Source organism: Streptomyces sp. NPDC006476 (assembly GCF_040612015.1).
GTDB lineage: Bacteria > Actinomycetota > Actinomycetes > Streptomycetales > Streptomycetaceae > Streptomyces > Streptomyces griseorubiginosus_B.
The window spans coordinates 132,696-154,693 of the sequence record NZ_JBEXPK010000010.1 but is presented as its reverse complement, the minus strand read 5'-3'; the positions used below and the strand labels follow the sequence as shown (position 1 = coordinate 154,693).

General features: G+C 70.6%; 22 protein-coding genes and 6 tRNA genes. 10 read left to right on the top strand and 18 right to left on the bottom strand.

The window, feature by feature from the left end; genetic code table 11:
- Positions 1-35: 35 nt before the first annotated feature.
- On the top strand, positions 36-2,456 hold the full coding sequence (locus tag ABZZ74_RS13890; protein ID WP_356764405.1) for a hypothetical protein: 2,421 nt from the start codon (positions 36-38) through the stop codon (positions 2,454-2,456).
- A gap of 77 nt (positions 2,457-2,533) precedes the next feature.
- On the opposite strand, the gene ABZZ74_RS13885 is transcribed toward ABZZ74_RS13890, so the two are convergent.
- From ABZZ74_RS13885 to ABZZ74_RS13855, 7 genes are all read right to left on the bottom strand, one after another.
- The gene (locus tag ABZZ74_RS13885; protein WP_356764403.1) at positions 2,534-5,269 is read right to left on the bottom strand and encodes a Tat pathway signal sequence domain protein; all 2,736 of its coding nucleotides are present in this window, start codon (positions 5,267-5,269) and stop codon (positions 2,534-2,536) included.
- A 143-nt stretch (positions 5,270-5,412) separates the two neighbouring features.
- Complete coding sequence (locus tag ABZZ74_RS13880; RefSeq protein WP_356764401.1) at positions 5,413-5,985, bottom strand: hypothetical protein; 573 nt, start codon at positions 5,983-5,985, stop codon at positions 5,413-5,415.
- A gap of 61 nt (positions 5,986-6,046) precedes the next feature.
- Positions 6,047-6,934, bottom strand: a complete 888-nt coding sequence (locus ABZZ74_RS13875) for a carbohydrate ABC transporter permease (protein WP_356764399.1) — start codon at positions 6,932-6,934, stop codon at positions 6,047-6,049.
- A complete protein-coding gene (locus ABZZ74_RS13870) occupies positions 6,931-7,887 on the bottom strand; it encodes a sugar ABC transporter permease (RefSeq protein ID WP_356764397.1) in 957 nt (318 codons plus the stop codon). Before ABZZ74_RS13870 ends, ABZZ74_RS13875 begins: the two co-directional genes overlap by 4 nt.
- Positions 7,888-7,910: 23 nt before the next feature.
- Complete coding sequence (locus ABZZ74_RS13865; protein ID WP_356764395.1) at positions 7,911-9,200, bottom strand: sugar ABC transporter substrate-binding protein; 1,290 nt, start codon at positions 9,198-9,200, stop codon at positions 7,911-7,913.
- Positions 9,201-9,532: 332 nt separating this feature from the next.
- A tRNA-Val gene (locus tag ABZZ74_RS13860) sits at positions 9,533-9,604 on the bottom strand.
- A 57-nt stretch (positions 9,605-9,661) separates the two neighbouring features.
- Positions 9,662-10,120: a TIGR02611 family protein gene (locus tag ABZZ74_RS13855; RefSeq protein ID WP_356764393.1), complete on the bottom strand. Its 459-nt coding sequence runs from the start codon at positions 10,118-10,120 to the stop codon at positions 9,662-9,664.
- 201 nt (positions 10,121-10,321) lie between these two features.
- Between ABZZ74_RS13855 and ABZZ74_RS13850 the strand changes: the two genes are divergently transcribed.
- Together ABZZ74_RS13850 and ABZZ74_RS13845 are read left to right on the top strand one after the other, a co-directional pair.
- Complete coding sequence (locus ABZZ74_RS13850) at positions 10,322-10,735, top strand: SsgA family sporulation/cell division regulator (protein ID WP_004002642.1); 414 nt, start codon at positions 10,322-10,324, stop codon at positions 10,733-10,735.
- A 238-nt stretch (positions 10,736-10,973) separates the two neighbouring features.
- Positions 10,974-11,534 carry a CGNR zinc finger domain-containing protein gene (locus ABZZ74_RS13845; RefSeq protein WP_356764391.1) on the top strand — a complete coding sequence of 187 codons (561 nt, stop codon included), beginning with the start codon at positions 10,974-10,976 and terminating at the stop codon, positions 11,532-11,534.
- 144 nt (positions 11,535-11,678) lie between these two features.
- Here the strand turns inward: ABZZ74_RS13845 and ABZZ74_RS13840 are convergent, their stop codons facing one another.
- Both ABZZ74_RS13840 and ABZZ74_RS13835 read right to left on the bottom strand, forming a co-directional pair.
- A complete protein-coding gene (locus tag ABZZ74_RS13840; RefSeq protein WP_208784159.1) occupies positions 11,679-11,831 on the bottom strand; it encodes a hypothetical protein in 153 nt (50 codons plus the stop codon).
- Between the two features lie 155 nt (positions 11,832-11,986).
- Entirely contained in the window at positions 11,987-12,430 is a 444-nt protein-coding gene (locus ABZZ74_RS13835) for a hypothetical protein (protein WP_356764388.1), read from the bottom strand.
- A 233-nt stretch (positions 12,431-12,663) separates the two neighbouring features.
- Between ABZZ74_RS13835 and ABZZ74_RS13830 the strand changes: the two genes are divergently transcribed.
- Complete coding sequence (locus ABZZ74_RS13830) at positions 12,664-13,179, top strand: DsbA family protein (RefSeq protein WP_356764386.1); 516 nt, start codon at positions 12,664-12,666, stop codon at positions 13,177-13,179.
- A gap of 26 nt (positions 13,180-13,205) precedes the next feature.
- Here the strand turns inward: ABZZ74_RS13830 and ABZZ74_RS13825 are convergent, their stop codons facing one another.
- The 3 genes from ABZZ74_RS13825 to ABZZ74_RS13815 are packed head-to-tail and all read right to left on the bottom strand — an operon-like array spanning position 13,206 to position 15,953.
- Entirely contained in the window at positions 13,206-14,030 is an 825-nt protein-coding gene (locus ABZZ74_RS13825; protein ID WP_356764384.1) for a GNAT family N-acetyltransferase, read from the bottom strand.
- 52 nt (positions 14,031-14,082) lie between these two features.
- On the bottom strand, positions 14,083-14,904 hold the full coding sequence (locus ABZZ74_RS13820; RefSeq protein WP_356764382.1) for an aminodeoxychorismate lyase: 822 nt from the start codon (positions 14,902-14,904) through the stop codon (positions 14,083-14,085).
- Complete coding sequence (locus tag ABZZ74_RS13815) at positions 14,901-15,953, bottom strand: chorismate-binding protein (protein ID WP_356764380.1); 1,053 nt, start codon at positions 15,951-15,953, stop codon at positions 14,901-14,903. Before ABZZ74_RS13815 ends, ABZZ74_RS13820 begins: the two co-directional genes overlap by 4 nt.
- Positions 15,954-16,131: 178 nt before the next feature.
- Here ABZZ74_RS13815 and ABZZ74_RS13810 point away from each other — a divergent pair.
- The 5 genes from ABZZ74_RS13810 to ABZZ74_RS13790 all read left to right on the top strand — a co-directional run bounded on the left by ABZZ74_RS13810 (position 16,132) and on the right by ABZZ74_RS13790 (position 16,612).
- Positions 16,132-16,204 (top strand) — tRNA-Gly (locus tag ABZZ74_RS13810).
- A 38-nt stretch (positions 16,205-16,242) separates the two neighbouring features.
- Positions 16,243-16,316 (top strand) — tRNA-Cys (locus ABZZ74_RS13805).
- Position 16,317: 1 nt separating this feature from the next.
- Positions 16,318-16,389: transfer RNA gene (locus tag ABZZ74_RS13800), tRNA-Val, on the top strand.
- A gap of 23 nt (positions 16,390-16,412) precedes the next feature.
- Positions 16,413-16,484 (top strand) — tRNA-Val (locus tag ABZZ74_RS13795).
- 56 nt (positions 16,485-16,540) lie between these two features.
- Positions 16,541-16,612 (top strand) — tRNA-Val (locus ABZZ74_RS13790).
- A 53-nt stretch (positions 16,613-16,665) separates the two neighbouring features.
- On the opposite strand, the gene ABZZ74_RS13785 is transcribed toward ABZZ74_RS13790, so the two are convergent.
- The 4 genes from ABZZ74_RS13785 to ABZZ74_RS13770 form a co-directional block, all read right to left on the bottom strand.
- On the bottom strand, positions 16,666-16,968 hold the full coding sequence (locus ABZZ74_RS13785) for a zf-TFIIB domain-containing protein (RefSeq protein WP_133044921.1): 303 nt from the start codon (positions 16,966-16,968) through the stop codon (positions 16,666-16,668).
- A gap of 80 nt (positions 16,969-17,048) precedes the next feature.
- On the bottom strand, positions 17,049-18,008 hold the full coding sequence (locus ABZZ74_RS13780; RefSeq protein WP_356764378.1) for an aminoglycoside phosphotransferase family protein: 960 nt from the start codon (positions 18,006-18,008) through the stop codon (positions 17,049-17,051).
- 447 nt (positions 18,009-18,455) lie between these two features.
- Entirely contained in the window at positions 18,456-18,653 is a 198-nt protein-coding gene (locus ABZZ74_RS13775; RefSeq protein ID WP_356764376.1) for a hypothetical protein, read from the bottom strand.
- A gap of 197 nt (positions 18,654-18,850) precedes the next feature.
- A complete protein-coding gene (locus ABZZ74_RS13770) occupies positions 18,851-19,126 on the bottom strand; it encodes a hypothetical protein (protein ID WP_133044924.1) in 276 nt (91 codons plus the stop codon).
- 196 nt (positions 19,127-19,322) lie between these two features.
- Here ABZZ74_RS13770 and ABZZ74_RS13765 point away from each other — a divergent pair, with 196 nt between their 5' ends.
- Entirely contained in the window at positions 19,323-20,738 is a 1,416-nt protein-coding gene (locus ABZZ74_RS13765; RefSeq protein ID WP_356764514.1) for a protein kinase, read from the top strand.
- A gap of 40 nt (positions 20,739-20,778) precedes the next feature.
- Here the strand turns inward: ABZZ74_RS13765 and ABZZ74_RS13760 are convergent, their stop codons facing one another.
- On the bottom strand, positions 20,779-21,171 hold the full coding sequence (locus ABZZ74_RS13760) for an NUDIX domain-containing protein (RefSeq protein WP_133044925.1): 393 nt from the start codon (positions 21,169-21,171) through the stop codon (positions 20,779-20,781).
- Positions 21,171-21,989 (bottom strand): RNA methyltransferase, encoded by an 819-nt coding sequence (locus tag ABZZ74_RS13755; protein ID WP_240863337.1) that lies wholly within the window; start codon positions 21,987-21,989, stop codon positions 21,171-21,173. Before ABZZ74_RS13755 ends, ABZZ74_RS13760 begins: the two co-directional genes overlap by 1 nt.
- Positions 21,990-21,998 lie beyond the last annotated feature (9 nt).

Below are 21,998 nucleotides of genomic sequence, written 5' to 3'. Positions count from 1 at the left end.
GTGTCGATCTGAGTACGTCCTGAGTACCCGCGCTCATGTCCTACGACGTGACGCGGACCACACTCCGTGCCATGACGCATGTTCCGCCCCCGGCCGAGGAGTTGCGGCTCCTCGACGCCGAGCTGTGGCGACTCGACGCCCGCCGCGCGCAGTTGCTGACGCGCAGAGCCTGGCTGCTCACGGCCCTCCAGTCACAGGCGCCCACTGCCGCCCCGCCGGCACAACCTCGCCGGGAGACCACCGCACCCCGGGTCCAGAACGTCCTGCTCCTCCTCGGGGGTGTGCTGCTGACCATCGCGGCGATGGTGTTCACCCTGGTCAGCTGGGGACACCTGGGCATCACGGGACGCGCACTGGTCCTCGGCGTGCTCACCCTGGCCGTGCTCACCGCGCCGGTCGCCCTACTGCGGCGCGGACTGCGGTCGACGGCGGAGTCGATGGCCGGCCTCGGACTGGCCCTGACGGCGCTGGACGCATACGCGCTGCACGAGACGGTGTTCCCGGGCGCGGACGGTGCTGCGTACGCGGCGTCCGCGACTGCGGCACTGGCGGCCCTGTGGACGGCATACGGTGCCCTGCCCACCGCCTCCGACCTGCGTCTGCCGCTCCCGGCGGCGATGGCCATGGCCCAACTCCCGTGGTTCCTGGCGGCGGTCGCGGTCTCTACGGACCCGTACATCATCACGGCGTCCCTCCTGGTGACGGCCGCGTTCGACACGATGGTGGCGCTCCGCAGCACCGCGAAGGCCGTACGTCTCGTCGCCGTACTCGGCGCTTACGGCGCGGGTGCGTGGGGCGCACTGGCGGCCGGCTTGCTCTCCTGGGACGCAGCCGGCCCGAGCGCCGCCGCCCGTGCGGCGGCGCTCCTCACTCTGGCGGCGGCGATCCCGGTGGGGTCGGCGTGGTGGCGGGCGAAGAGCGGCACCGGGACGGTGTCCGTCGTGGGCAACACCCTCGCCGGCGGGCTCTTCCTGGTCGCCGGCGCCGGCGGGTTGCTCCGGGCGGCGTTGCCTGGTGCGTGGACCGTTCCGGGCTATCTCGTCTGCGGTGTGGCACTGCTGGCCGCACTGCGCTCGGGCCTCCCCGAGCCGGTACGGCGGGGCCTGGCCCACGCCTCCGCCGCCGTACAGGCGATCGCCCTCGCGTGCGCGCTGCCGCTGATCGCGGTCGCTCTGCTGGGTCCACTGGGGTGGGCGGACCGGCCCTGGTCCGGTGTGCCGTCGGACGCGCGCGCCGCGGTCGCCGTGCACACGCCCTGGCCGCCGTACCCCACCCAACTCCTGCTCGCGCCGCTGCTCGTCGCCGTCGTACTGGCCCTGCTGGTCCGCACCGAGTCCTGGCGGCCGGCGGCCCTGAACACCGCCGTGGTCCTCGCCTGGGCGACGCTCATGACACTGCCCGCCGCCCTCCAACTCTCCTACGCCGTAGCCCTGTCGGCCCAGACCCTGACCACTGCGGCCGCGCTGGCGGCGGCCGTCTTCCCGTCGCGCGCGACCTCGGCGTTCCTCCGCCCGGCCGTCCTCGCCCTCGTCCTCGCCGTCGGCACCTCCCTCCCCACTGCCTTCCTCTCCCTCGCCTCCCAGCCCGCCACCCTGACGGTCCTCTCCCTCCTGTCCGCCTTCTTCGCCGCGGCCTCCCTGCGCCCCCGCCTCGCCCCCCTCACCGCCCCGACCGCCCTCGGGTACGCCGCCGCGCTGGCCTGCGCCATCGGCGCGGCGGCGGGATGGCAGCCGCAGCACACCGCGCTGCTGGTCCTGCTCGTCCCCGTGGCTGCGGCTCTGCTCGCCGCTCGCGTCACCGGGCGGGCCACCCTGCCGGTGGAACTGACCGGCGCCGCGACCGCGCTGCTCGCGGTGGGCCTCGCGATCACCGACCCACCCATGCTCGCCCTGGTGCTGGCGCTGTGCGCGGTGATCGCGGCCGGCGTGGCCGTGCGCCCCGACCGCCGGCCGGTCGGCCATGCGGCGGCCGTACTGTTCCTGCTGGCCACCTGGGTACGGCTTGCCGCCTGGGACGTCGGCACCGTCGAGGCGTACACGATCCCGGTCACCGTCCCGGCCCTGTGTGTCGGCGCCTGGCGCAGGCGGCGCGACCGGCTCACGTCGTCCTGGACGGCGTACGGCCCCGGGCTCGCCGCCACAATGCTGCCGAGCCTCGCCGCGGCCTGGGACGACCCGCACTGGACGCGCCCGCTGCTGCTGGGCACGGCGGCTCTCGCGGTCACCCTGCTGGGCGCCCGCCACCATCTCCAGGCCCCTCTGCTCCTGGGCGGTTCGGTCCTGACCCTGGACGCCCTGCACGAACTGGCCCCGTACCTGGCCCAGTTGACCGGCGCCCTCCCCCGCTGGGCCCCCTTCGCCCTGGCCGGCGCACTGCTCCTCGCTCTGGGCTCCACCTACGAACGCCGGATCCGCGATGTCCGCCGAGTCCGGGACGTCTTGACGAACATGCACTGAAGCGCCCCGAAGATGCGCTGGGAACTGCGCGCCATCCACAACGGACCCGCAGTTCCCCGCGCCTTCCCCCCGCGGCGCTACGGCATCCTGTCCCCCAGCAACGCCAGATTCTCAATAGCCGCCAGCCCGTACAGAGCCGTGTCATTCGACGAAACCCACGCGGCCTCACTGCCCGCCACCAACGCCACCGGCCCGCTCAACGGCTCGGTCTTCCAAGGCGACGCCTCCGCGTACCCGTCGGAGTTGTAGAACTTCGCCCACGCCCGTTTGGCCAGCGCCGCATCCCCCGTCTGGACGGCCGCGTACGCGTCCAGCCGCGAGTGCCCCTGGAAGAGCAGCAGCGTGCCGAAGTCGGAGCCGTACCGCGCCTTCTGTTCGGCCTTGGTGGCGTTGAAGTACCGGCAGTAGTCGAAGTACGCCTGGTGGAACTTCGGCATGTCGACGAGGTCGATCAGTTCCGCGCACAGCTCGTTGAGCCCGAAGACGGCCGAGAGGTGGGACACGGACACCACCGGCGAGCTCGCCACGGCGAACTTGCCGGTGTCGAGGTCGTAGAGCCCGCTGCCCTGGACGAAGCCGTTGGGCTGGGCGGCGATTCCCTCCATCGTGGACAGGACCCGCGCCTTGGCCTTCTCCCACTTGGGCCCCTTGCGCTCCCACTCGGTCAGCCAGGCCGACACCAGCCCGCTCCAGTCCGTGCCGAAGCCGATCGACAGCGCGTGCCGGTCGGGCGTGTAGGGATCGGTCCGCACCTTGCGCTGCGGGTCGAGGACGAGGAACGTCTCGTCGGAGTCGACATTGGCGTGCATGAGGTCGCCGACCCGCTCGTCCGCGGTGAGGAAGTAGTAGTAGCGCCGGTACGTCGTGTTGGCGATGCGCTGCTGCTTGGCGCTGTCGGCGTAGTGCTGCACACCGTGCCGTGTGCCGAGGCCGGCCCACTGGCCGATGTGGTAGACGTCGACCTCGCCGGTGTGCCGGGTCAGCGCCTCGGCGAAGCGAAAGATGTCTGCTCGGCCGGAGCGGATGTACGCGAACCAGAGCCAGATGTCCGGCGACAGCTCGGAGTTGTCCCAGGCGTAGCCGCCGACGTCGTAGCGCCACTGGTGGCGCACGGTGTCGTAGGTGTGCATGAAGTCGCCGTAGTCCCAGAAGCCGTACCAACGGCGTTGCTCCACCTGGTCCTTGTAGTAGGCGAAGAGGAAGTCGAGGTGGTCCTCGATCTTCGCCTTGGCCGGGGTGGAGCGGTCTGGCTCGGAGTACAGCCCCGGTCCGAAGACCTTGGCCTTGATCAGCTGCCTGGGCGGGGCGGCCAGCTGCGGCAACACCCGTACGGCGGCGACCTGTTGGGCGAGTGTCTCCGCGCCGGGCGTCGAGTCGTTGGCCCAGAACAGCAGTTCCGAGGTGCGGGCGATGCCGTAGGGGGTGCCGAACTCGGGTTCGTAGTCCTCGTAGGTGATGTTGAGGCCTTCGAGCTGCTTGGCGTACGTGTCCTGGCCCATGCCGTCGTGGTAGAAGCGCAGGTCCATGGGCTGGGCTTCGGGCGACCAGAGCCAGAGGGTGACCTGGGCCGCGTCGGTGTGGGCGTCGCGGATGTCGAGCTGGGCCGGGTACTTCTCCCAGAAGTCCCGCAGGCCGAAGGAGAATCCTCCGCTCACCCCGCCCACGTATCCGAACCCGGAGGCCCGTCTGCCGCCGCCGGCGCCGATCCAGCCGTACCCCTTCTTGGTGCGCTTGCGCAGCGTGAAGCCGTCGGCGGACAGCTGGCAGAGGGTGTAGTCGCCCCACTCGGGGATGTACTGCAGCCGGGTCGTCACCCGCTGGTCCCAGGTGGACGGGTCCGGCAGCTTCTGCCCGGCGTACTGTGCCGCCTGCACCGCGGCGCCGGGGTCGCGGCGCAGTCCCGTGATGCCCTTCACGGCCTCCCGCAGCAGTCCGGTGCCTTCGCCGCCGATGCGGATGTGGCGGTCGTAGGACTCGTCCCGCATCGGCACGCTGAAGCGCACACCGAGTCCGCGGATGAAGTCGCCGCTCGCCTGGCCCGGTTCCTGGGTGCCGTCGTAGGTGATGGTGTGCACCATGCGGAAGGAGTCGGCCCCGGCGTAGAAGTACAGCCGGATGGAGAAGGGCAGCCAACTCCGGCCGCCCTTGCGGTGCTTGCCGTCGATGCGGACGACGGCGCGGACCGGCCCGTCCTGCTCCACCGTCACCTCGCCGATCGCCCCGTCGAAGCGCTCGGTTCTGACCGTGCTCTGGTCCTCGTCCTCGATCTCGGGCTGCCGGACGAGGACGAGCCGCCCGTTCCTGGCGATCTCGGTGGATCCGCGGGTGACGGACTTGATGATCGTGGAACCGTTCTTGCCGATCTTCACGGTGATGACGCCGGTGGACACGTCGATCGTGCCGCCGCTCTTGTCGACGGTGACCTTCTTGTCGGGGGCGGCCGCGTCACCGGCGGTGAGCGTGAGCTTGCCCGATCCCGAACTCACGGCGTGGGCAGTCCACTTGAGCGATCCGTCCGGCCAGTAGGCGATCGGCCACGACTGCACCGGTACGGCCTTGCCGCCGGCGTCGGTGAGCGCGAAGGTCTGGCCGGGCTGATGTGCGCCCTTGGGCCAGGGGACGCCGACGGTGGAGCCGGGTGCGGCGCCGAGGCCGCCGTCCTCCAGCCAGTCCAGGGTCACGGGACCGTCGTCGGCGGTCTCGGCTCTGGGGGCGGCCTCGGCGTCCCGGGCTCCTGGCACCCAGCTGAACTGCGCGGCGGCTCCGGCGACTGCGGCCGCCTTGAGGAGGGACCTGCGGGGGATGGGGGACATGAGAGTTCAGCCTTTCCTTTCCGGAGGTTGCTTTCGAGCGGATAGTCAGGGGCATGACAGATGGCAGCTCACAGTGGTATGTCACATACCACTGACCTCGCACCCAACGGCGGTGGCCGCCGGTTCCCCGGCGGCCCCATCCCTCATCGCCCCCGTTGCCGCTCCTCCACGGCGACGGCGGCCGCCACGACGGCTCCCAGCACGGGAACGGCCAGCGGCGCGATGAACCAGGCGGACAGCGCGACGAGCGCCAAGCCGCCGACGATCAGGAAGGACCCGGCCGGATCGAGGACGGTACGGCGCCCGGCGCTCGCGAGCAGCGCCCGCCACCGCTCCCCCGGCGTCCACACGGCCGCCGCGCGCAGCCCGGCCACTGCGGCCCCGATGAGCGCGAACAGCCCGACGACCCCGACGAGCGGCCCACCGGGCAGCCCGGCCCGCCCGGCCTGGACGTCCACCCAGACCAGCGCTACGGCGACCCAGCCGCCGAGCCCGACGACCCACCCGCGCCGCACGGCCGTACGGAAGTCGCCGGCGAACTCCCGCCAGCCGCCGCCCTGATGAGCCGTCCGCCGGCGCAGATGCCGCGCTCCCGCGGCGAAGGCCGCGGGGTAGGTCACCACGCCGGCCGACGCGACCGCGATCCACACCCCGGTCAGCAGACACTCGGCGAACACGGCGAACCGCTCGGCGGGCCGCGCGGTGGTATGTGACATAGCACTGAAACTCGCAGATTCCCCCCTGCCCTTCACCCGTACCCGAGCCACCGTGACCACCTCAACCCTTCAGCCCGGACGTCGCCATGCCGTCGATCAGATAGCGCTGGAAGGCGAGGAAGAAGAGGAGGACGGGGAGGAGCGCCACGAGGGACATGGCGATGAGTCCGCCGTAGTTGGCCGCCACGCCGTCGGAGTCGCGGAACATCATCATGCCGAGGGAGACGGTGTACTTGCCGGGCTCGTTGAGGTAGATCAGCGGGCCCATGAAGTCGTTCCAGGCGTTGATGAAGGTGAAGATCGCGCTGGTGATGAGCGCGGGCCGGCACAGCGGCAGCACGATCGACCAGTAGATCCTCAGGTGCCCGCAGCCGTCGATGCGCGCCGCCTCGTCCAGTTCCCTCGGCAGGTTCCGCATGAACTGGACCATCAGGAAGACGAAGAACGCCTCCGTGGCCAGGTACTTGCCGAGCAGCAGCGGCACATAGGTGTTGATCAGCTCCAGCTTCTGGAACATCACGTACTGCGGGATGAGCAGGACGTGGTACGGCAGCAGGAGCGTGCCGATCATCAGGGAGAACAGCAGGTTCCGGCCCGCGAACCTGATCTTCGCGAAGGCGTACGCCGTCAGCGAGCAGGAGATGAGGATGCCGACGACGGCACCGCCCGCGTAGAACAGGGAGTTCTTGAAGAAGGTCCAGATGGAGATGTCGGCGATGCCGTCGGCGAGGCCCTTGAAGTTCGCCAGGATCGGGTGGCCGGGAAACAGCTGCAGGCTGTTGATGATGTCCTTGCTCGGCTTGAACGAGGCTCCGACGACCCACAGCACGGGGTAGAGGATGACCGCGAGGATCAGCAGGGCGCCGATGTGCCAGGCGAGCGAGCCGGTGCGCCTGCGGTTCAGGGGCAGGGGTTTCGTGGCGGTCGGTCTGGTCGTGGTGGCGCTCATCGGGCGTCCTCCTCGTAGTGCACCCATTTCTTCTGCGACCAGAACAGGACGGCGGTCACCAGGGCCACGGCGAGCAGCAGCATCCAGGCCATCGCGGAGGCGAAGCCCATCTGGGCGTTCTTGAAGCCCTGTTGGTACAGGTAGCAGGTGTAGACGAGCGTGGCGTCGGCCGGGCCGCAGTAGGTGTTGGAGACGACGTAGGCCGAGCCGAAGATCTGGAAGGAGTGGATGGTCTCCAGCAGGACGTTGAAGAACAGCACGGGGGAGATCATCGGGAGCGTGATGCTCCAGAACTTGCGGAAGGCTCCGGCACCGTCCAGTTCCGCGGCTTCGTACAGCTCTCTCGGCACCTGCTTGAGACCGGCCAGGAAGATGACCATGGGCGCGCCGAACTGCCAGACGGTGAGCGCGACCAGGCTGTAGAGGATCCAGTCGGGGTTGCCGACCCAGCCGCCGGCGTGGATGCCGACGGCGGACATCGCCCGGTCCACGATGGCGTTGTCGGAGAAGATCGACCGCCAGACGAAGGCGACGGAGACGCTCGCGCCGATGAGCGAGGGAGCGTAGAAGGCGGCCCGGTAGAAGGCCTGTCCGCGCCGGCTCTGGGCGAGCAGCAGGGCGACCCCGAGGGCGAGCAGCAGCTTGAGCGGGGTGCCGATGACGACGTACTTGGCCGTCACCGCAACCGACTTCTGCCACCGGGGGTCGTCGAACATCTTGGTGAAGTTGTCGAGCCCGACCCACTTGGGGGTGTTGAAGAGGTTGTAGTCGGTGAAGGCGAAGTAGAGCGAGGCGACCATGGGGCCCGCGGTCAGGAGCAGGAAGCCCGCGATCCACGGGGACATGAAGAGGTAGCCGGCGAGGTTCTCCCGGCGGCCCCGCCGCTTCTCGGCGGCGGGGGCGGCGGAGCGGGCCCGCCGGGTGGCGGGCGGTGAGTCCTTGACGAGCGTCACGGTGCTTTCCCCATCGGTTCCGGTCAGGCCTGGAAGGCGGCCTGGGCCTCGTCGAAGAACTGCTTCACCGCGTCGGAGGTCTTGACCTTGCCCAGGCCGAGGTCACCGCCGATACGCAGGAAGGAGGCCTCGATGGTGTCGGCGCCGGAGGGGTGCGGGGTGATCGTGCCGAGGACTCCCGCCTTGGCGGTGTCGGCCTCGTACTGCGCGATCTCCTTGTTGACCGGGTCGGTCGGCTTGAAGGCGTCGTACTGCTCGGTGGCGGCGAGGATGCCCCGGTCGTAGCCCATGATCTTGCCGACCTCGGGGTCGTGGACCATGAAGTCGATGAACTGGGCGACCTGCTTGGGGTGCTGGGTGCGTGACGACGCGCTCAGCATCAGGGAGGCGAGGTACTGACCGGTGTGCTTGCCGTCCATGGTGGGGATCGGCGCGAGGCCGTACTCGCTGTCGCCCTCGGCCGTGTAGCGGACGGTGAAGTTGTCCCAGGTGAATTCCGAGGCGCCGTGTCCGGCGGAGAGCGAGGACTTGGGACGGTCCTGCGCGACGATCTTCGGGTCGGTGATGATGCCGGCCTTGGTCCGGTTGTAGCCGTCCTGCCACCACTCCGTCAGATCGGCCTTGTCGAAGCCGAGTCCGTCCTTGGTGTAGAACGCCTTGCCGTTCTGCCGCAGGTACAGGTCGTACAGGTACATGATGCTGAAGTAGCCCGTGTCGCCCGGCACCTTGGTCTTGTCATGGACGGTCTTCAGGGCCTTGAAGTAGTCGTCCCAGGTCCAGCCCGGGTGCGGCTCCACGCCCGCCTTCTGGAAGACCTTCTTGTCGACGACGAGAGCCATGGTGTTGGAGCCGACGGGGACGCCGAGCTGCTTGCCGTCGACCTCGCCGACCTTCGTGACACCGGCCCGGAAGTTGTCCAGGCGCAGATTCCCGGCGTCGATCTGCGACTTGAGATCGAGCAGCACGCCTCTCTTGTCGTACTTGCGAAGGAATGTGACGGCGTTTTGGAAAACGTCCGGGGGATTTCCGCCGGAGGCCTGTGTCTGGAACTTCTCCCAGAAAGACACATAGTCCTGGAAGTCCGTCTTCACCTTGATCTTCGGATACTTCTTCTCGAAGAGCTGGATGGTCTGGTTGATCTTCTTGGCCCGTTCGTCGGCCCCCCACCACGAGTAACGGATCGTCACCGTGCCGTCGGCCGAGGTGCCGCTGTCGCCTCCGCACCCCGTCGCCGCTCCCAGCCCGAGCGCGGCCGCCCCCGCCCCGGCCGCCTTCAGGATCGTACGCCTCTCAACATTCCTGCTGGTTCCCACAGTCGGGCCTCCCCGGCGTCGTCGCCTGTGCATGAATCGTTTCAAGTAAGCGCTTGCTGGCACAAGTTACGGAGGGGCTCGGAGTGCGTCAATGATTCGGACAGGAATTTCTCGCGGGCCCGCCGAGCGCCCCGGAGCGACGGGAAAGCGGCATGCGCGGACGATCGCGACGACGTCGCAGGTGAGGAAGGCGCGATCGACGGACCGAACGGCCGACAGCCAGTGGCGCACGAGGGCGCTACGGCCGAAACCCGTCCGGGGGATCGGGGAGTTGACCTCCGGACACGACAACGGCCCACCTGCACTGAAGCAGATGGGCCGCCGCCTCCGGGTGGGCGATACTGGGTTCGAACCAGTGACCTCTTCGGTGTGAACGAAGCGCTCTCCCACTGAGCTAATCGCCCGGACGCAGGAAGAACATTACCCCATGTCAGGGGGTGCACCCGCACCCCCGGCACAGCTCACTGATCCTTGATCTTCCAGGGCATGACCATTCCGAACTTCCACAGGTACACGCCGACCAGGACACCGACGATCACCAGGCCGATCACGGTGAGTGTGATGTTGCGGCGCCGCACCTTCAGGTCGAGGGCCTTCTGGGCCGCCTCCGTGACCTTCCGCTTCGTCCAGCGCAGCACCAGCTGGGCCCAGACGAACTCGGTCGCCCAGACGGCCATGCCGGCGAAGATCACGACCCAGCCGGGCCCGGGCAGCGGCAGCATCACGATGCCGGCCCCGACGATCGCGAGGCCGACGACGAAGACGCCGACCTGCCAGCTCAGATGCAGGGCGCGGCTCCGCTTGATGAAGCCCGGTGCCCTGGAGCCGAGTCCCTGCTCGCCGTCCGGCTTCGCCTCGTCCGCGTGCGTCCCGTCCGATGCCACGGCGACCTCGCCCGACTGGTCACTCCCCGTATTCATACGGCCAAACTTTACCTTACTTTACTGACCGGAAACCAGTCACCGGAATGGCCGTACCGTACGAAGGAGGTCTCGGCCGGAAGAGTTACGTAAACGCACGCAAAACACTCAGAGGGGTTTACAACGGCACCGTAGGTGGCATGTCGATTTCGCCGACGTGCGAATCCCCGAGCGCACACTGAGCGAAAGGCCCTGGCGCTTATGAACACCACGGTCAGCTGCGAGCTGCACCTGCGCCTCGTTGTGTCGAGCGAGTCCTCCCTGCCTGTCCCCGCAGGACTGCGGTACGACACGGCCGACCCCTACGCCGTGCACGCCACCTTCCACACCGGAGCCGAGGAGACCGTCGAGTGGGTGTTCGCCCGCGACCTCCTCGCGGAGGGTCTGCACCGGCCCACCGGCACCGGCGACGTCCGAGTCTGGCCGTCGCGCAGTCACGGCCAGGGGGTCGTCTGCATCGCCCTGAGCTCACCGGAGGGCGAGGCGCTGCTGGAAGCCCCGGCGCGGGCTCTGGAGTCCTTCCTGAAGCGGACGGACGCCGCCGTGCCGCCCGGCACGGAACACCGGCATTTCGACCTCGACCAGGAGCTCTCCCACATCCTGGCGGAGAGCTAGGCCGAGGCCGCACCAAGCCGCCCGGCGCCGTCGACTCGGGGAGACGGCTCGGGCCAGGACAACCGCATACGGCACGCGTCGGCGCCGTCCCACGGTGGGGCGGCGCCGACGTGCGCGCCCGGGGCGGCCACGGAAGCCGGACCGCTGGGCGCCGGGGCCGCTCTCCGTCTCCCGGAAACCATTACCATCGGCCAGCATCGGCGGGCGTGTGCCCGACCCCCAGGCCAGGGAGCGAAACGTGCTGATCACCCACGACACCCGGTGCGCCCTCGACACCGTGGTCGATCTGGTGAACACCGCGCCGGAGGACGACACGACGCCGGACGGGCTGCTCGATGTGACGGCGCTCGAGGACTTCGTGCAGAACCACGAGATCAGCGATGTCGGCGTGCTGTCGGAGTTCGATCTCTCGGCGGTGAAGAAGATCCGCGGGCGGTTCGCGTCGGTGTTCGCGGCCCCCGACGCCCGGGTCGCCGCGGGACTGATCAACGAGCTGGTTGCGGCCGCGGGCACCACCCCCCGCCTCACCGATCACGACGGCTACGACTGGCACGTGCACTACTTCGCGCCGGGCGCCTCCGTGGCCGATCACCTCGCGGCGGACTGCGGGATGGCGCTGGCCTTCTTCGTGGTGGCCGGCGAGCAGGAGCGGCTGCGGCGCTGCGAGGCCCCCGACTGCCGGCGCGCCTTCGTGGACCTCTCCCGCAACCGGTCGCGGCGCTACTGCGACAGCCGCACCTGCGGGAACCGCCTGCATGTCGCCGCCTACCGGGCGCGCCGCAAGGAGGCAGCGGGCTGACGGGCACGATCGAGACGCCCGGACAGTGCGGCGGTTTCCCGGCGCGCGGTCCCTCCCGGCCCCGGAAGATCCCTCACGGTGCCGTCGACCACGGTGCTGTCGTCGTGATCCCCGGCGGGTGGCGCCGGGGATCACGGGTACGGCTCAGAGCAGCAGCAGATCGTGCAGCGCAGCCATGAGCAGCAGACACCCGATCACCGCAAGGAAGATCATCAGCGGTGGCTGGGAAAGGGCGAAGAGGCATCCGCGCGGCTCGTCCTTCGGCGGCGCGGTTTCGCCTTGTGTCGTGTCCAGCATCTCGCGGGCGATGATGGCGCAGACTGCGGCTTCCGCGCGATCAACACGCCCGGAATGACCAGGAGTTCGCCGGATCCCGTGATGTCCGGTTTCGGAAGTGACCGGTTCTGTGCACGGCGTTGATCCACTGTGTCGTTTCAGTCGTCATGCGAGGGTCATATGCCGTGCTTCTTCAGGATGGCCTCGATGTCGCTGAAGTCGTCGGTGGATCCGGAGCGGGGTGCGGTCGCGGGCCGGGTGGCCGCCTGGGTCCCCGGCCCCAGGGAGGGCGCGGAGGCCGTCGGGGCGGCGGCGGCGCGCCGCGCGGCGGCCTTGGCCTCCTTGCGCTCCTTGCGGGTGCCGCCCCGGCGCCGCTCCACGGCCCGGGTCGTGGAGAACAGCAGCCAGGCGACGCCGAGCACGCCGAAGCCCGCCCAGGCCGTGACGCTGAAGGCGGTGTCCGCGAGCCACTGCACGACCCCGGTCATCACCAGGCCGATGGGCACGAGGGAGTAAGCCGCGATCCGGGCGGCCGAGAGGAAGCGCTTGCGGTACGCGGTGACCGCCGCGATGCCGAGGCCGGCCGCGGACACGGCGGAGCAGATTGTCTCGGCGATCATCCGGTCCTCCAGGCAGGGGTCGGTCGGGCAGGGGCACTTCGTCCCTTCCATCCTGCACCGCCCGGACCCCGCCGGGCCATGCCTCGGGCGGACATCAGGGACATCTCCGGGTCCCCTCCTCCCCAGGTGCCGGTCGGATGCCCACCCCCGGGTGGGGATCAGGGTCGGCGCGGTGGACAGGCACCGTCCGGCTCGATTGGGTCGGCCTCGCCCCGACCTGGGAGACTGACCGCATGAGCGACTCCTCCCCCGTGCCCACGCCCGTCCTCGAGGTCTGGTGCGAACTCCAGTGCCCTGACTGCCGCAGCGCCCTGGACGATCTGCGCGCCCTGCGCGCCCGTTACGGCGACCGGCTGGAGCTGCGGCTGCGGCACTTCCCGCTGGAGAAGCACAAGCACGCCTTCGCCGCCGCGCAGGCCGCAGAGGAAGCGCTGGAGCAGGGCCGGGGCTGGGAGTACGTCGAGGCGGTGCTGGGCCGGCTGGAGGAGCTGGACCGTGAAGGGGAACCTTTCCTGGTCGAGGTCGCCGGTGAACTCGGCCTTGACGCCGAGGAGTTCGACACCGCGCTGATCGACGGGCGGCACATCCTGATCGTCGACGCCGACCAGGCCGAGGGCAAGGCGATCGGCGTGACCGGCACGCCGACGTACGTCATCGGCGGGGAGCGACTGGACGGCGGCAAGAGCCAGGCGGGGCTGCGGGAGCGGATCGAGCAGATCGTGGACCCGCTGCTGGCCGACGGGGCCTGAACGCGGAAGTGGGCCGAGAGCGGGTCCTAGATCAGGTCCTTCTGCAGGTTGTGAGAGGTGGTCTCGTAGCCGAGGGACTCATAGAGCCGCTCGGCCGGGGCGTTGCCGGCGAAGACGTGCAGGCCGATGCGGTCCTTCCCGGCGGCGATCGCCTGGATCTCGGCGAGCAGCATGAGCGCCCGTCCGTGGCCGCGGCCGCGATGGCGGGCGTCCGCCTCGACATCGAGCACGTACGCCATCTCCGGCCACAGCCCCACCCACAGCGTCCCGACCGGTACGCCTTCGTGCTCCAACACGCTGATCAGGGTGTTCTCGCTGGCCAGACCGTCGGGCAGGAACTTGGCGTGGCCCTCGACGGCCTTCTTGCGGGCCTCCTCGGCGGACACTCCCCGCTCGACCATGCTGCGGACGTACTGCTCGGCCTGGTACTCGATCCAGGGGCCGTACTCCGCCTCGGTCATGGGCCGGGCCGAGCTCCCCGTGGGCAGGTCCGGCGGGGTCGGCCCCAGCCGCTTGACCATGTTCCGGCTCCTGCGGACGTACCCGAGTGCCGTGGCGAGACGCAGGGCTCCCTCCGCCTCGCCGGGGACGGGTGCCTCGACGCGCTTGCAGCCCCAGGCCCGGGCGATCTCCTCCGCGGCCAGCACCGCCACCGTGCCGCGTCCGCGTCTGCGGTCCCGCTCCTCGATGCGCAGCTCGGTCAGCCGGGCCACCGTAGAGCCGAAGCCGGGGTCCGTGGACAGCCGTATCCCGCCCACGGGACGGCTGTTCACACAGACCTGGTAGCGGCGCGACTGTGTGCCGTCCGCGTGGCGCTGAAGCGGCTCGGTCGGCCGCAGGGTCGTGGTCATCAGGGGTGTTCTACCCGCCCGGCAGGCTCGCGTCAGCCCGTTTTTCCGGGCCTCACGGGTCCAGGTCGGCGCCGGACCGCTCGTCGAAGATCCGCATGGCCTTGGCCGTCACCGGGCCCGCCGTGCCCGGCAGTTCGCGGTCGTCGACGCGGTGGACGGCCTGGACGTCGCGCAGGCTGGAGGTGAGGAAGACCTCGTCGGCCCGCTCCAGGACGTCCAGCGGCAGGTCGCTCTCCCTGGCCCCGGTCCACTCGACCGTCAACGCGCGCGTGATGCCCGCGAGGCAGCCGGAGGCGAGCGGCGGGGTGTGGATCTCACCGTCGAGGACGACGAAGACGTTCGACCCGGTGCCCTCGCAGAGTTGGCCGACAGTGTTGGCGAACAGGGCCTCGGAGGCGCCGTGTTGGTGGGCGCGGGCGAGCGCGACGACGTTCTCGGCGTACGAGGTCGTCTTCAGGCCGGCCAGGGCGCCGCGTTCGTTGCGGGTCCAGGGGACGGTGATGACGGCCGTGGAGTCCGGGCGGCGGTCGGTCTCGCCGAGGGCGACCACGAGGGTCGGGCCGTGCTCGCCGCGGTCGGAGCCGAGGGGGCCGTGGCCGCCGGTGTAGGTGATGCGCAGCCGTCCGAGGGACAGCGGGTTGGCCTCCAGTACGGCGGCGCAGGCGCGGCGGATCTCGTCGTGGTCGGGGTCGGGCAGACCGAGGCCACGGGCCGAGCGGGTCAGCCGGTCGAGATGGCGGGTCAGCGCGAACGGCCTGCCGTCCACCGTCTTCACCGTCTCGAAGATGCCGTCGCCCACGGTCAGCCCGTGGTCGAACACGGACACGCTGGCGGACTCGATGTCCCTCAGCCCGCCGTCGAGCCAGATCTTCACGTCAGTCCCTCTCCGCTCACCAGGTCTCTGCCCGACGCTACCTCCAGCAGTCGGGCCGCCTTCAGCTCGGTCTCCCGCCACTCCCCCTCGGGATCGGAACCCCAGGTGATCCCGGCACCGGTCCCGAACCGCAGCACGGCCGTGCCGTCGGAAGCCCGGTCGATCCAGAACGTACGGATGCCGACGGCCAGCTCCCCTCTCCCCCGATCGGCGTCCACCCAGCCGATGCCTCCGCAGTACGGGCCGCGGGGGGCGGTCTCCAGGGCGTCGATGATCCGCAGGGCGCTGGACTTGGGGGCGCCGGTGACGGAGCCGGGCGGGAAGGCCGCCGTCAGCAGCTCGGGCCAGCCGGCACCGGCGCCCAGCTCGCCGCGGACCGTGGAGACGAGGTGGACCAGCCCCGGGTGCTTCTCCACCGCGCACAGGTCGGGGACAGTGACGCTGCCGGTGGCGCACACACGCCCGATGTCGTTGCGGACCAGGTCCACGATCATCACGTTCTCGGCGTAGTCCTTCTCCAGCAGGTCCGCCTCGGTGCGCCCGGTGCCCTTGATCGGCCCGGACTCGACGATCCGCCCGTCGCGGCGCAGGAACAGTTCGGGCGAGGCGGTGGCGATCTCGACGCCGTACCCGGGCAGCCGGATCGTTCCCGCGTACGGCGCCGGGTTGCCGCGGGCCAGCAGCGCGGTGAGCGCGTCCACGTCGGCATCCGGCGCGACGGGTGCGGTCAGCACCCGGCAGAGGTTCGCCTGGTAGACCTCGCCGGCCGCGATGTGCTCCCGGATCCGACGCACACCGGCCGTGTACGCGGCGCGGTCAAGGGAGGACGTCCAGTCACCGGGCCCGGGTCCTCGCCACTCCCCCGGCACCGGCGCGGGCACTGGCTCCTGTCGTACCTCCCGGAAGCGGGCGCAGGTCAGACGGCCCTCGAAGTCCGCGACGACGGCCCAGAAACCGGTGGAGTCGAGGGCCGCGGGGTCGCTGGTGACGTCGAGGAGGCCGGTGGCGACGCGGGTGCCGAAGCGGGCGAGGGGAGGTAGGTCGAGCACGCCGTCGAGTCTAGGGTGGGTGTCCGAAACGTGACCTCGGCATGTCCCCGCGGATGCCCAGGCCACGCCCGTGAGCAGGCGCAGCGCAGCACGCTGCGCAAACGCGTTTTTGTACTGGCCCGGGAATCCGCTAGAGTTCAACACGTCGCCGGGCCGCGGGAGCGGAACGAAACGACAAGCGGACGTAGCTCAGTTGGTAGAGCGCAACCTTGCCAAGGTTGAGGTCGCGAGTTCGAGCCTCGTCGTCCGCTCGAAGGATCAAGGGGATCTTCCCGGACCCCGCACTCCTGGTGGAGTGGCCGAGAGGCGAGGCAACGGCCTGCAAAGCCGTCTACACGGGTTCAAATCCCGTCTCCACCTCCAAGGACGATTAGCTCAGCGGGAGAGCGCTTCCCTGACACGGAAGAGGTCACTGGTTCAATCCCAGTATCGTCCACTGGAGCCTCACGGCTTCGACCCGCGCGATTAGCTCAGCGGGAGAGCGCTTCCCTGACACGGAAGAGGTCACTGGTTCAATCCCAGTATCGCGCACGCAGTACACGTGATCTTCGGCCTCGGCTTCGGCTCGGCTGTCGGTCCCGTCCCGAGGACGATTAGCTCAGCGGGAGAGCGCTTCCCTGACACGGAAGAGGTCACTGGTTCAATCCCAGTATCGTCCACACACACCGAAGCCCCCGGCCCTGCGGCCGGGGGCTTCTTCGTGTGCCGGTTGTCAGCTGGAGAACAGCATGTGACCGAAGCTCTTGTGGCGGTGGTGACCGCCGTGGTGGCCTCCGTAGTGACCGCCTCCGTGTCCGCCGTGCGGGGCGCCCCAGGCGGGCGCGGGCGGCGCCGGGTAGGCCTGCGGGGCGGGCGGGGGCGGCGGCGCGGGCTGGGACCACTGCGACTCCAGGCGGGTCAGCGCCTCCAGCTCGCCGTAGTCGAGAAAGATCCCCCGGCAGCCGCTGCACTGCTCGATCTGGACGCCGTTGCGGTTGTACGTGTGCATCGGCGCATGGCACTTCGGACACTGCATGGTCGGCTCAACTCCTCGCCCGTCGGTCCTGCTTCGCGTTTCCCCAGGACAGACTCCGTCCTGGCGCGCTCGGTTGCACCCTACTTCGCGGAATCGGGGGGCAACTGCGGCGGGACGGAGCCCATTCGGGCACATGCGTCGATCACCGACATCTCGATCTCGTCCAGGCGGCGGTCCTCCGTGATCGCCTTGGTGACGGCCCGGGCGGCGGTCTGGACGGTGAGGGCGCGGGCCGGGGTGTCCAGCGCGGGCCAGGGGTCGCCCGCGGCGGGGACGGCCGTGCCGCCTTGCGCACGATAGGTGTCGAGGAAGCGGGTCCACTCGTCCGGCGGGAGGAGACCGCAGGCGTACCAGGCCGCAGGGCGGGCGAGGTCCCAGGCGGGGACGCCGGTGCCGAGGTCGTCGACGTCGATGAGGCGCCAGGGGCCGTCGGGGGCGGGATGGCGGACGAGCTGGCCGAGGTGGAGGTCGCCGTGGCAGAGGGTGGTGGTGTCCGGCATGGGGGCCTCGGCGCGGGCCCAGGCGGGGAGGGTGTGCCAGGCGCGGAGGACCGGGCGTGCGGCGGGGTGGGGTGCGGCGGCGGTCGCGGTGGCTCCGATGAGGCGGGCGATGGCGTGGGCCGCCTTGGCGGGGCCGCGCATGGGTGGGACGGGGGTGGGAGGCGGGGTGCGGTGGAGGTGGGCGAGGAGGGTGGCGGCGGCTTCCCAGGGGGCGGCGTCTGGGTCGTCCGGGTCCACGGGGGTGCCGTAGGGCCAGAAGGTGACGAGGCGGTTGTGCAGGGCGGTGGGGGTGGGGGTGAGGGGAGGGAGGAAGAGGCTGGGGAGCTGAGCGGCGGTTTTGAGGCGGGGGGTGAGGGTGGTGTGGGGGGTGTTGGGGGCGTGGGCCTTGGCGACGGTGTTCGCGTGGCGGACGACCGTGGTGTCGGGGCGGTCGGCGAGGGTGGTGGTGGGGCAAGGGCAGGTGGGGGCGGAGTTGGGGGTGGGGGTGTGGGCCTTGGCCTTGAGTTGGGTGGTGAGGTCGGGGAGCAGGGGGGTGGTCACGGGGTGCGGCTCCCTGGGGCGGGGGTGGGTTGCTGGCGGAAGCGTACGGGGGGTGGGGGCGGCTGGCGCTGTGGCTGGGGTCTTCTCGCCCCCACCGCCCCTACCCGTCCCATCCTCCAGGGGCTGCCGCCCCTTCGACCCCGCTCTCAGGGGGCTCCGCCCCCTGGACCCCCGCCGGGGCTGCGCCCCTGGACCCCATCGGGGCTTCGCCCCGGACCCCGATCGGCCCTTCGGGCCTCGTCCTCAAACGCCGGACGGGCTGAAGACACGTAACGGGCTGAAGACACGTAACGGTCCTCAGAGATGTACCGGACTTCGGGCAAAGCAATGCCGGCGCAGCTCCCCAGCTGCGCCGGCATTTTTGCCGTCCGCCGCACCCCCGTCCCCACGGGGTTTCATGGGTGGATGTCCCCGCCCGGACCGCTCTTCCGGGCCTGGGGTCGCCGCTCAGCGCCCCAGCATCACGCCCACGGACGACGCCTGTGTGGCCACTGTCTCCCAGCCGTCGAAGACGAAGAAGAGCAGGGCCGCCAGGGGGAGGACCATGATCGTCGCCACCAAGGGGTGGCGCCGGCCCGTGCGACGCGGGCGGAGCGTCGTGCGCTCCAGCCTGCGGAACTGTGTCCGCGGTGCCGTCAGAGCCATGGTCCCTCTCCTGACCGTCTCAGTTGTCGTTGGCAGCGGCGGGTGTCTGACCTCGGGGGACGAGTGCTGCACCCGCCGCTTGACCTCAAATCTAGGCTTCCGGCGCTCTTCGCACGTCATGCCCTCGTACCGATTGCCGGGCCTCCCGGAGGATGAGCCGTGCGGTGGTGAGTACTCCCCTGGGTGGAGACGGGGACCTAGGTCTCAGGGTCTTCCCCGAGGGGACGCCCGCTGTGTACCGGCTTTTCCGAGCTGTCCTCCCTGGGTACCGGCTGCTCCACCAGGGCCAGGACCCGGTTGGCCATGAAACGGGCCGTACGGACCACGGAGCCGTTGCGGGTGACTTCGCTCACTTCCACGACACCGCGCCGTACCGCCGTCTCCACCCTGCGGCCCGCTCTGCTCGCCACCACCTCGTAGGTGCGGGTCGTGTCCCCCGCGTCCACCACTATCTCCACGCGATCACCCTTCACGGGTTCAATCCCCCTTCTGTGATGGGTGGTTGGGAGTCCGGTGGGTGTGAAGTGCGGTTGCTTCCGGGCCCCCTGACCACCCTTCAAGTCTCCCACCCGGCACTGACAATCGATCGGGACGAGAGGGCGCGGCCTCTGCGCGCGGGCGGCCGTGGAAACGTAAGCTGTGCCACGTCACACGGACCGGGCAGCGGGGATGAACATGGCGATGATGCGCCTGAGGCGCGAGGACCCGCGCGTCGTCGGCTCGTTCAGGCTTCACAGACGGCTCGGCGCGGGTGGGATGGGCGTTGTGTACCTGGGCTCCGACAAGAAGGGGCAGCGGGTCGCACTGAAGGTCATCCGGCCGGATCTGGCGGAGGATCAGGAGTTCCGCTCGCGGTTCGCGCGTGAGGTCTCGGCCGCGCGGCGGATCCGGGGCGGGTGCACGGCCCGGTTGGTCGCCGCCGATCTGGAGGCCGACCGGCCCTGGTTCGCCACCCAGTACGTGCCCGGGCCCTCGCTGCACGACAAGGTCGCCGACGAGGGTTCGCTGAGCGCGGCCGAGGTCGCCGCCATCGGGGCCGCCCTGTCGGAGGGGCTGGTCGCGGTGCACGAGGCCGGCGTGGTGCACCGGGATCTCAAGCCGTCCAACATCCTGCTGTCCCCCAAGGGACCGCGGATCATCGACTTCGGCATCGCCTGGGCGACCGGGGCGTCGACGCTCACCCATGTCGGCACGGCCGTCGGCTCGCCGGGCTTCCTCGCGCCCGAGCAGGTGCGCGGGGCCACGGTCACGCCGGCCACGGACGTCTTCTCCCTGGGCGCGACCCTGGCGTACGCCGCCATGGCCGACTCGCCCTTCGGACACGGCAGTTCCGAGGTGATGCTGTACCGGGTGGTGCACGAGGAGCCGCAGCTGCACGGCGTACCGGACGCCCTTGCTCCGCTGGTGCGGGCCTGTCTGGCGAAGGACCCGGAGGAGCGGCCCAGCACGCTGCAGTTGTCGCTGCGTCTGAAGGAGATCGCCGCGCGCGAGGCGCAGGGGCTCGGTGAGGTACGGCCGCCCTCGCCGCGTGCCGCGGAGGCGGACCGGCCCACCGGGCGGCTCGCCGACACCTATCCCGACCAGCAGCGACGCCCGCAGGGGACGCCACCGCCGAGGGGTACTTCGTCCTCGTCCCGGGGTTCGGCTCCGGTGCGGGGCGGTGATCCCTCGCGGGGTTCCGGTCCCGCGGGTCCGGGCAGCGCATCGCGGGACTCCGGCGTCTCCGGCCCGGGCGGTGCGGCACGGAACGGTGCGGCGCCTTCCTCGCGGGGTGGCTCTCCGCGCTCCGGCGCGCGGCCCACGCCGGCCTCGCGGGGCGGCACCCGCTCCGGCAGCGGGAACCGGCCCGCACCGCGCAGTGGTACGGGGCGTCCGGCGCCCAGGACCACGGGGACGGGCCGGCGTCCGGCCAATCCGCGGCTGCTGCGGCAGCGGCTGTTCGTCTTCGTCGTCGTGACCCTGCTGGTCGCGCTCGGCATCGCCGCGGCACAGGGCTGCCAGGGGCCGGCGCACGGGCTGGGCGGCGGCGGCCGGGGTGTCGTACAGGAGCAGCAGCGTCAGGCCGGGGAGCCGGGGCGCGCATAGGTGCGCTGTCCGGGCACGTTGGTGACGGCAGAGCCAGGCGTCACAGCCCCGGCAGGATGCGCTCGAAGAACTCCAGGTCGCCCTCGAAGACGGGGGTCAGGGTCAGGAACTCCTCCGGGGTGACCCAGCGGAAGTCGGCGACCTCGGCCGGGTCGGGGACCACCTCGCCGGTGGGTGCGTCTGCCGTCCACCAGTGGAGGCGGAACACGCCGTCGTCGGTGTCGGACTCCCAGACCTTGGCGAGGGGTACGGCGGTGAGGCCGACCTCCTCCCGGATCTCCCGGACGACGGCCTCCCGCTGGGTCTCCCCCGGTTCGACCTTGCCGCTCAGGGGCTGCCAGTAGCCGGGGCGGGCGACCGACGCGGCGCGGCATATCGCCAGGACGCGGTCGCCGCGGCGCAGGACCGCGACGATCGCCTCGCGCTGCGCCATCAGCCCTGGGGGCGGCCGGTGGCCACCGCGTAGAAGGCGACCGCGGCCGCCGCGCCGACGTTCAGGGAGTCGACGCCGTGGGACATCGGGATGCGGACCCATTCGTCGGCGGCGACCAGGGCCTGGGTAGAGAGGCCGTCCCCCTCGGCGCCGAGCATCAGGGCGACGCGGTCCATCTTGTGCGGGGCTGCCTCGTCGAGGGACCTCGCCTTCTCGTCCGGGGTGAGCGCGAGGAGGGTGAAGCCGGCCTCGCGGACCGACTCCAGGCCCTTGGGCCAGGTGTCGAGGCGGGCGTAGGGCACGGAGAAGACGGCGCCCATGGAGACCTTGACGCTGCGGCGGTAGAGGGGGTCGGCGCAGTCCGGGGAGAGCAGGACCGCGTCCATGCCGAGGGCCGCGGCCGAGCGGAAGATCGCACCGATGTTGGTGTGGTCGTTGACCGACTCCATGACGACGACCCGGCGGGTGGTCTGCAGGAGTTCGGCGGCCGTGGGCAGGGGCTTGCGCTGCATGGAGGCGAGTGCGCCGCGGTGCACGTGGTAGCCGGTGACCTGCTCGGCGAGCTCGGGGCTGACCGCGTACACCGGTGCCGGGAGCTCGTCGATGACGTCCCGCATCACGTCGACCCACTTGGCGGACAGCAGCATCGAGCGCATCTCGTACCCGGCGTCCTTGGCGCGTCTGATGACCTTCTCGCCCTCGGCGATGAACAGGCCCTCGGCCGGTTCTCGTTTGCGGCGCAGTTCCACGTCGGTCAGGCCCGTGTAGTCGCGCAGGCGGGGGTCGTCGGGATCCTCGACGGTGATGAGATCGGCCACAGGGTGATA

What these genes read in the sequence shown, in the direction of transcription:
- ABZZ74_RS13890 (WP_356764405.1), top strand. Translation starts at nt 36, where the DNA reads ATGTCCTACGACGTGACGCGGACCACACTCCGTGCCATGACGCATGTT.
- ABZZ74_RS13850 (WP_004002642.1), top strand. Translation starts at nt 10,322, where the DNA reads ATGAACACCACGGTCAGCTGCGAGCTGCACCTGCGCCTCGTTGTGTCG.
- ABZZ74_RS13880 (WP_356764401.1), bottom strand. Translation starts at nt 5,985, where the DNA reads ATGTCACATACCACCGCGCGGCCCGCCGAGCGGTTCGCCGTGTTCGCC.
- ABZZ74_RS13835 (WP_356764388.1), bottom strand. Translation starts at nt 12,430, where the DNA reads ATGATCGCCGAGACAATCTGCTCCGCCGTGTCCGCGGCCGGCCTCGGC.
- ABZZ74_RS13760 (WP_133044925.1), bottom strand. Translation starts at nt 21,171, where the DNA reads ATGGCGCAGCGCGAGGCGATCGTCGCGGTCCTGCGCCGCGGCGACCGC.
- ABZZ74_RS13855 (WP_356764393.1), bottom strand. Translation starts at nt 10,120, where the DNA reads ATGAATACGGGGAGTGACCAGTCGGGCGAGGTCGCCGTGGCATCGGAC.
- ABZZ74_RS13765 (WP_356764514.1), top strand. Translation starts at nt 19,323, where the DNA reads ATGAACATGGCGATGATGCGCCTGAGGCGCGAGGACCCGCGCGTCGTC.
- ABZZ74_RS13875 (WP_356764399.1), bottom strand. Translation starts at nt 6,934, where the DNA reads ATGAGCGCCACCACGACCAGACCGACCGCCACGAAACCCCTGCCCCTG.
- ABZZ74_RS13775 (WP_356764376.1), bottom strand. Translation starts at nt 18,653, where the DNA reads ATGGCTCTGACGGCACCGCGGACACAGTTCCGCAGGCTGGAGCGCACG.
- ABZZ74_RS13830 (WP_356764386.1), top strand. Translation starts at nt 12,664, where the DNA reads ATGAGCGACTCCTCCCCCGTGCCCACGCCCGTCCTCGAGGTCTGGTGC.
- ABZZ74_RS13825 (WP_356764384.1), bottom strand. Translation starts at nt 14,030, where the DNA reads ATGACCACGACCCTGCGGCCGACCGAGCCGCTTCAGCGCCACGCGGAC.
- ABZZ74_RS13785 (WP_133044921.1), bottom strand. Translation starts at nt 16,968, where the DNA reads ATGCAGTGTCCGAAGTGCCATGCGCCGATGCACACGTACAACCGCAAC.
- ABZZ74_RS13840 (WP_208784159.1), bottom strand. Translation starts at nt 11,831, where the DNA reads ATGCTGGACACGACACAAGGCGAAACCGCGCCGCCGAAGGACGAGCCG.
- ABZZ74_RS13885 (WP_356764403.1), bottom strand. Translation starts at nt 5,269, where the DNA reads ATGTCCCCCATCCCCCGCAGGTCCCTCCTCAAGGCGGCCGCAGTCGCC.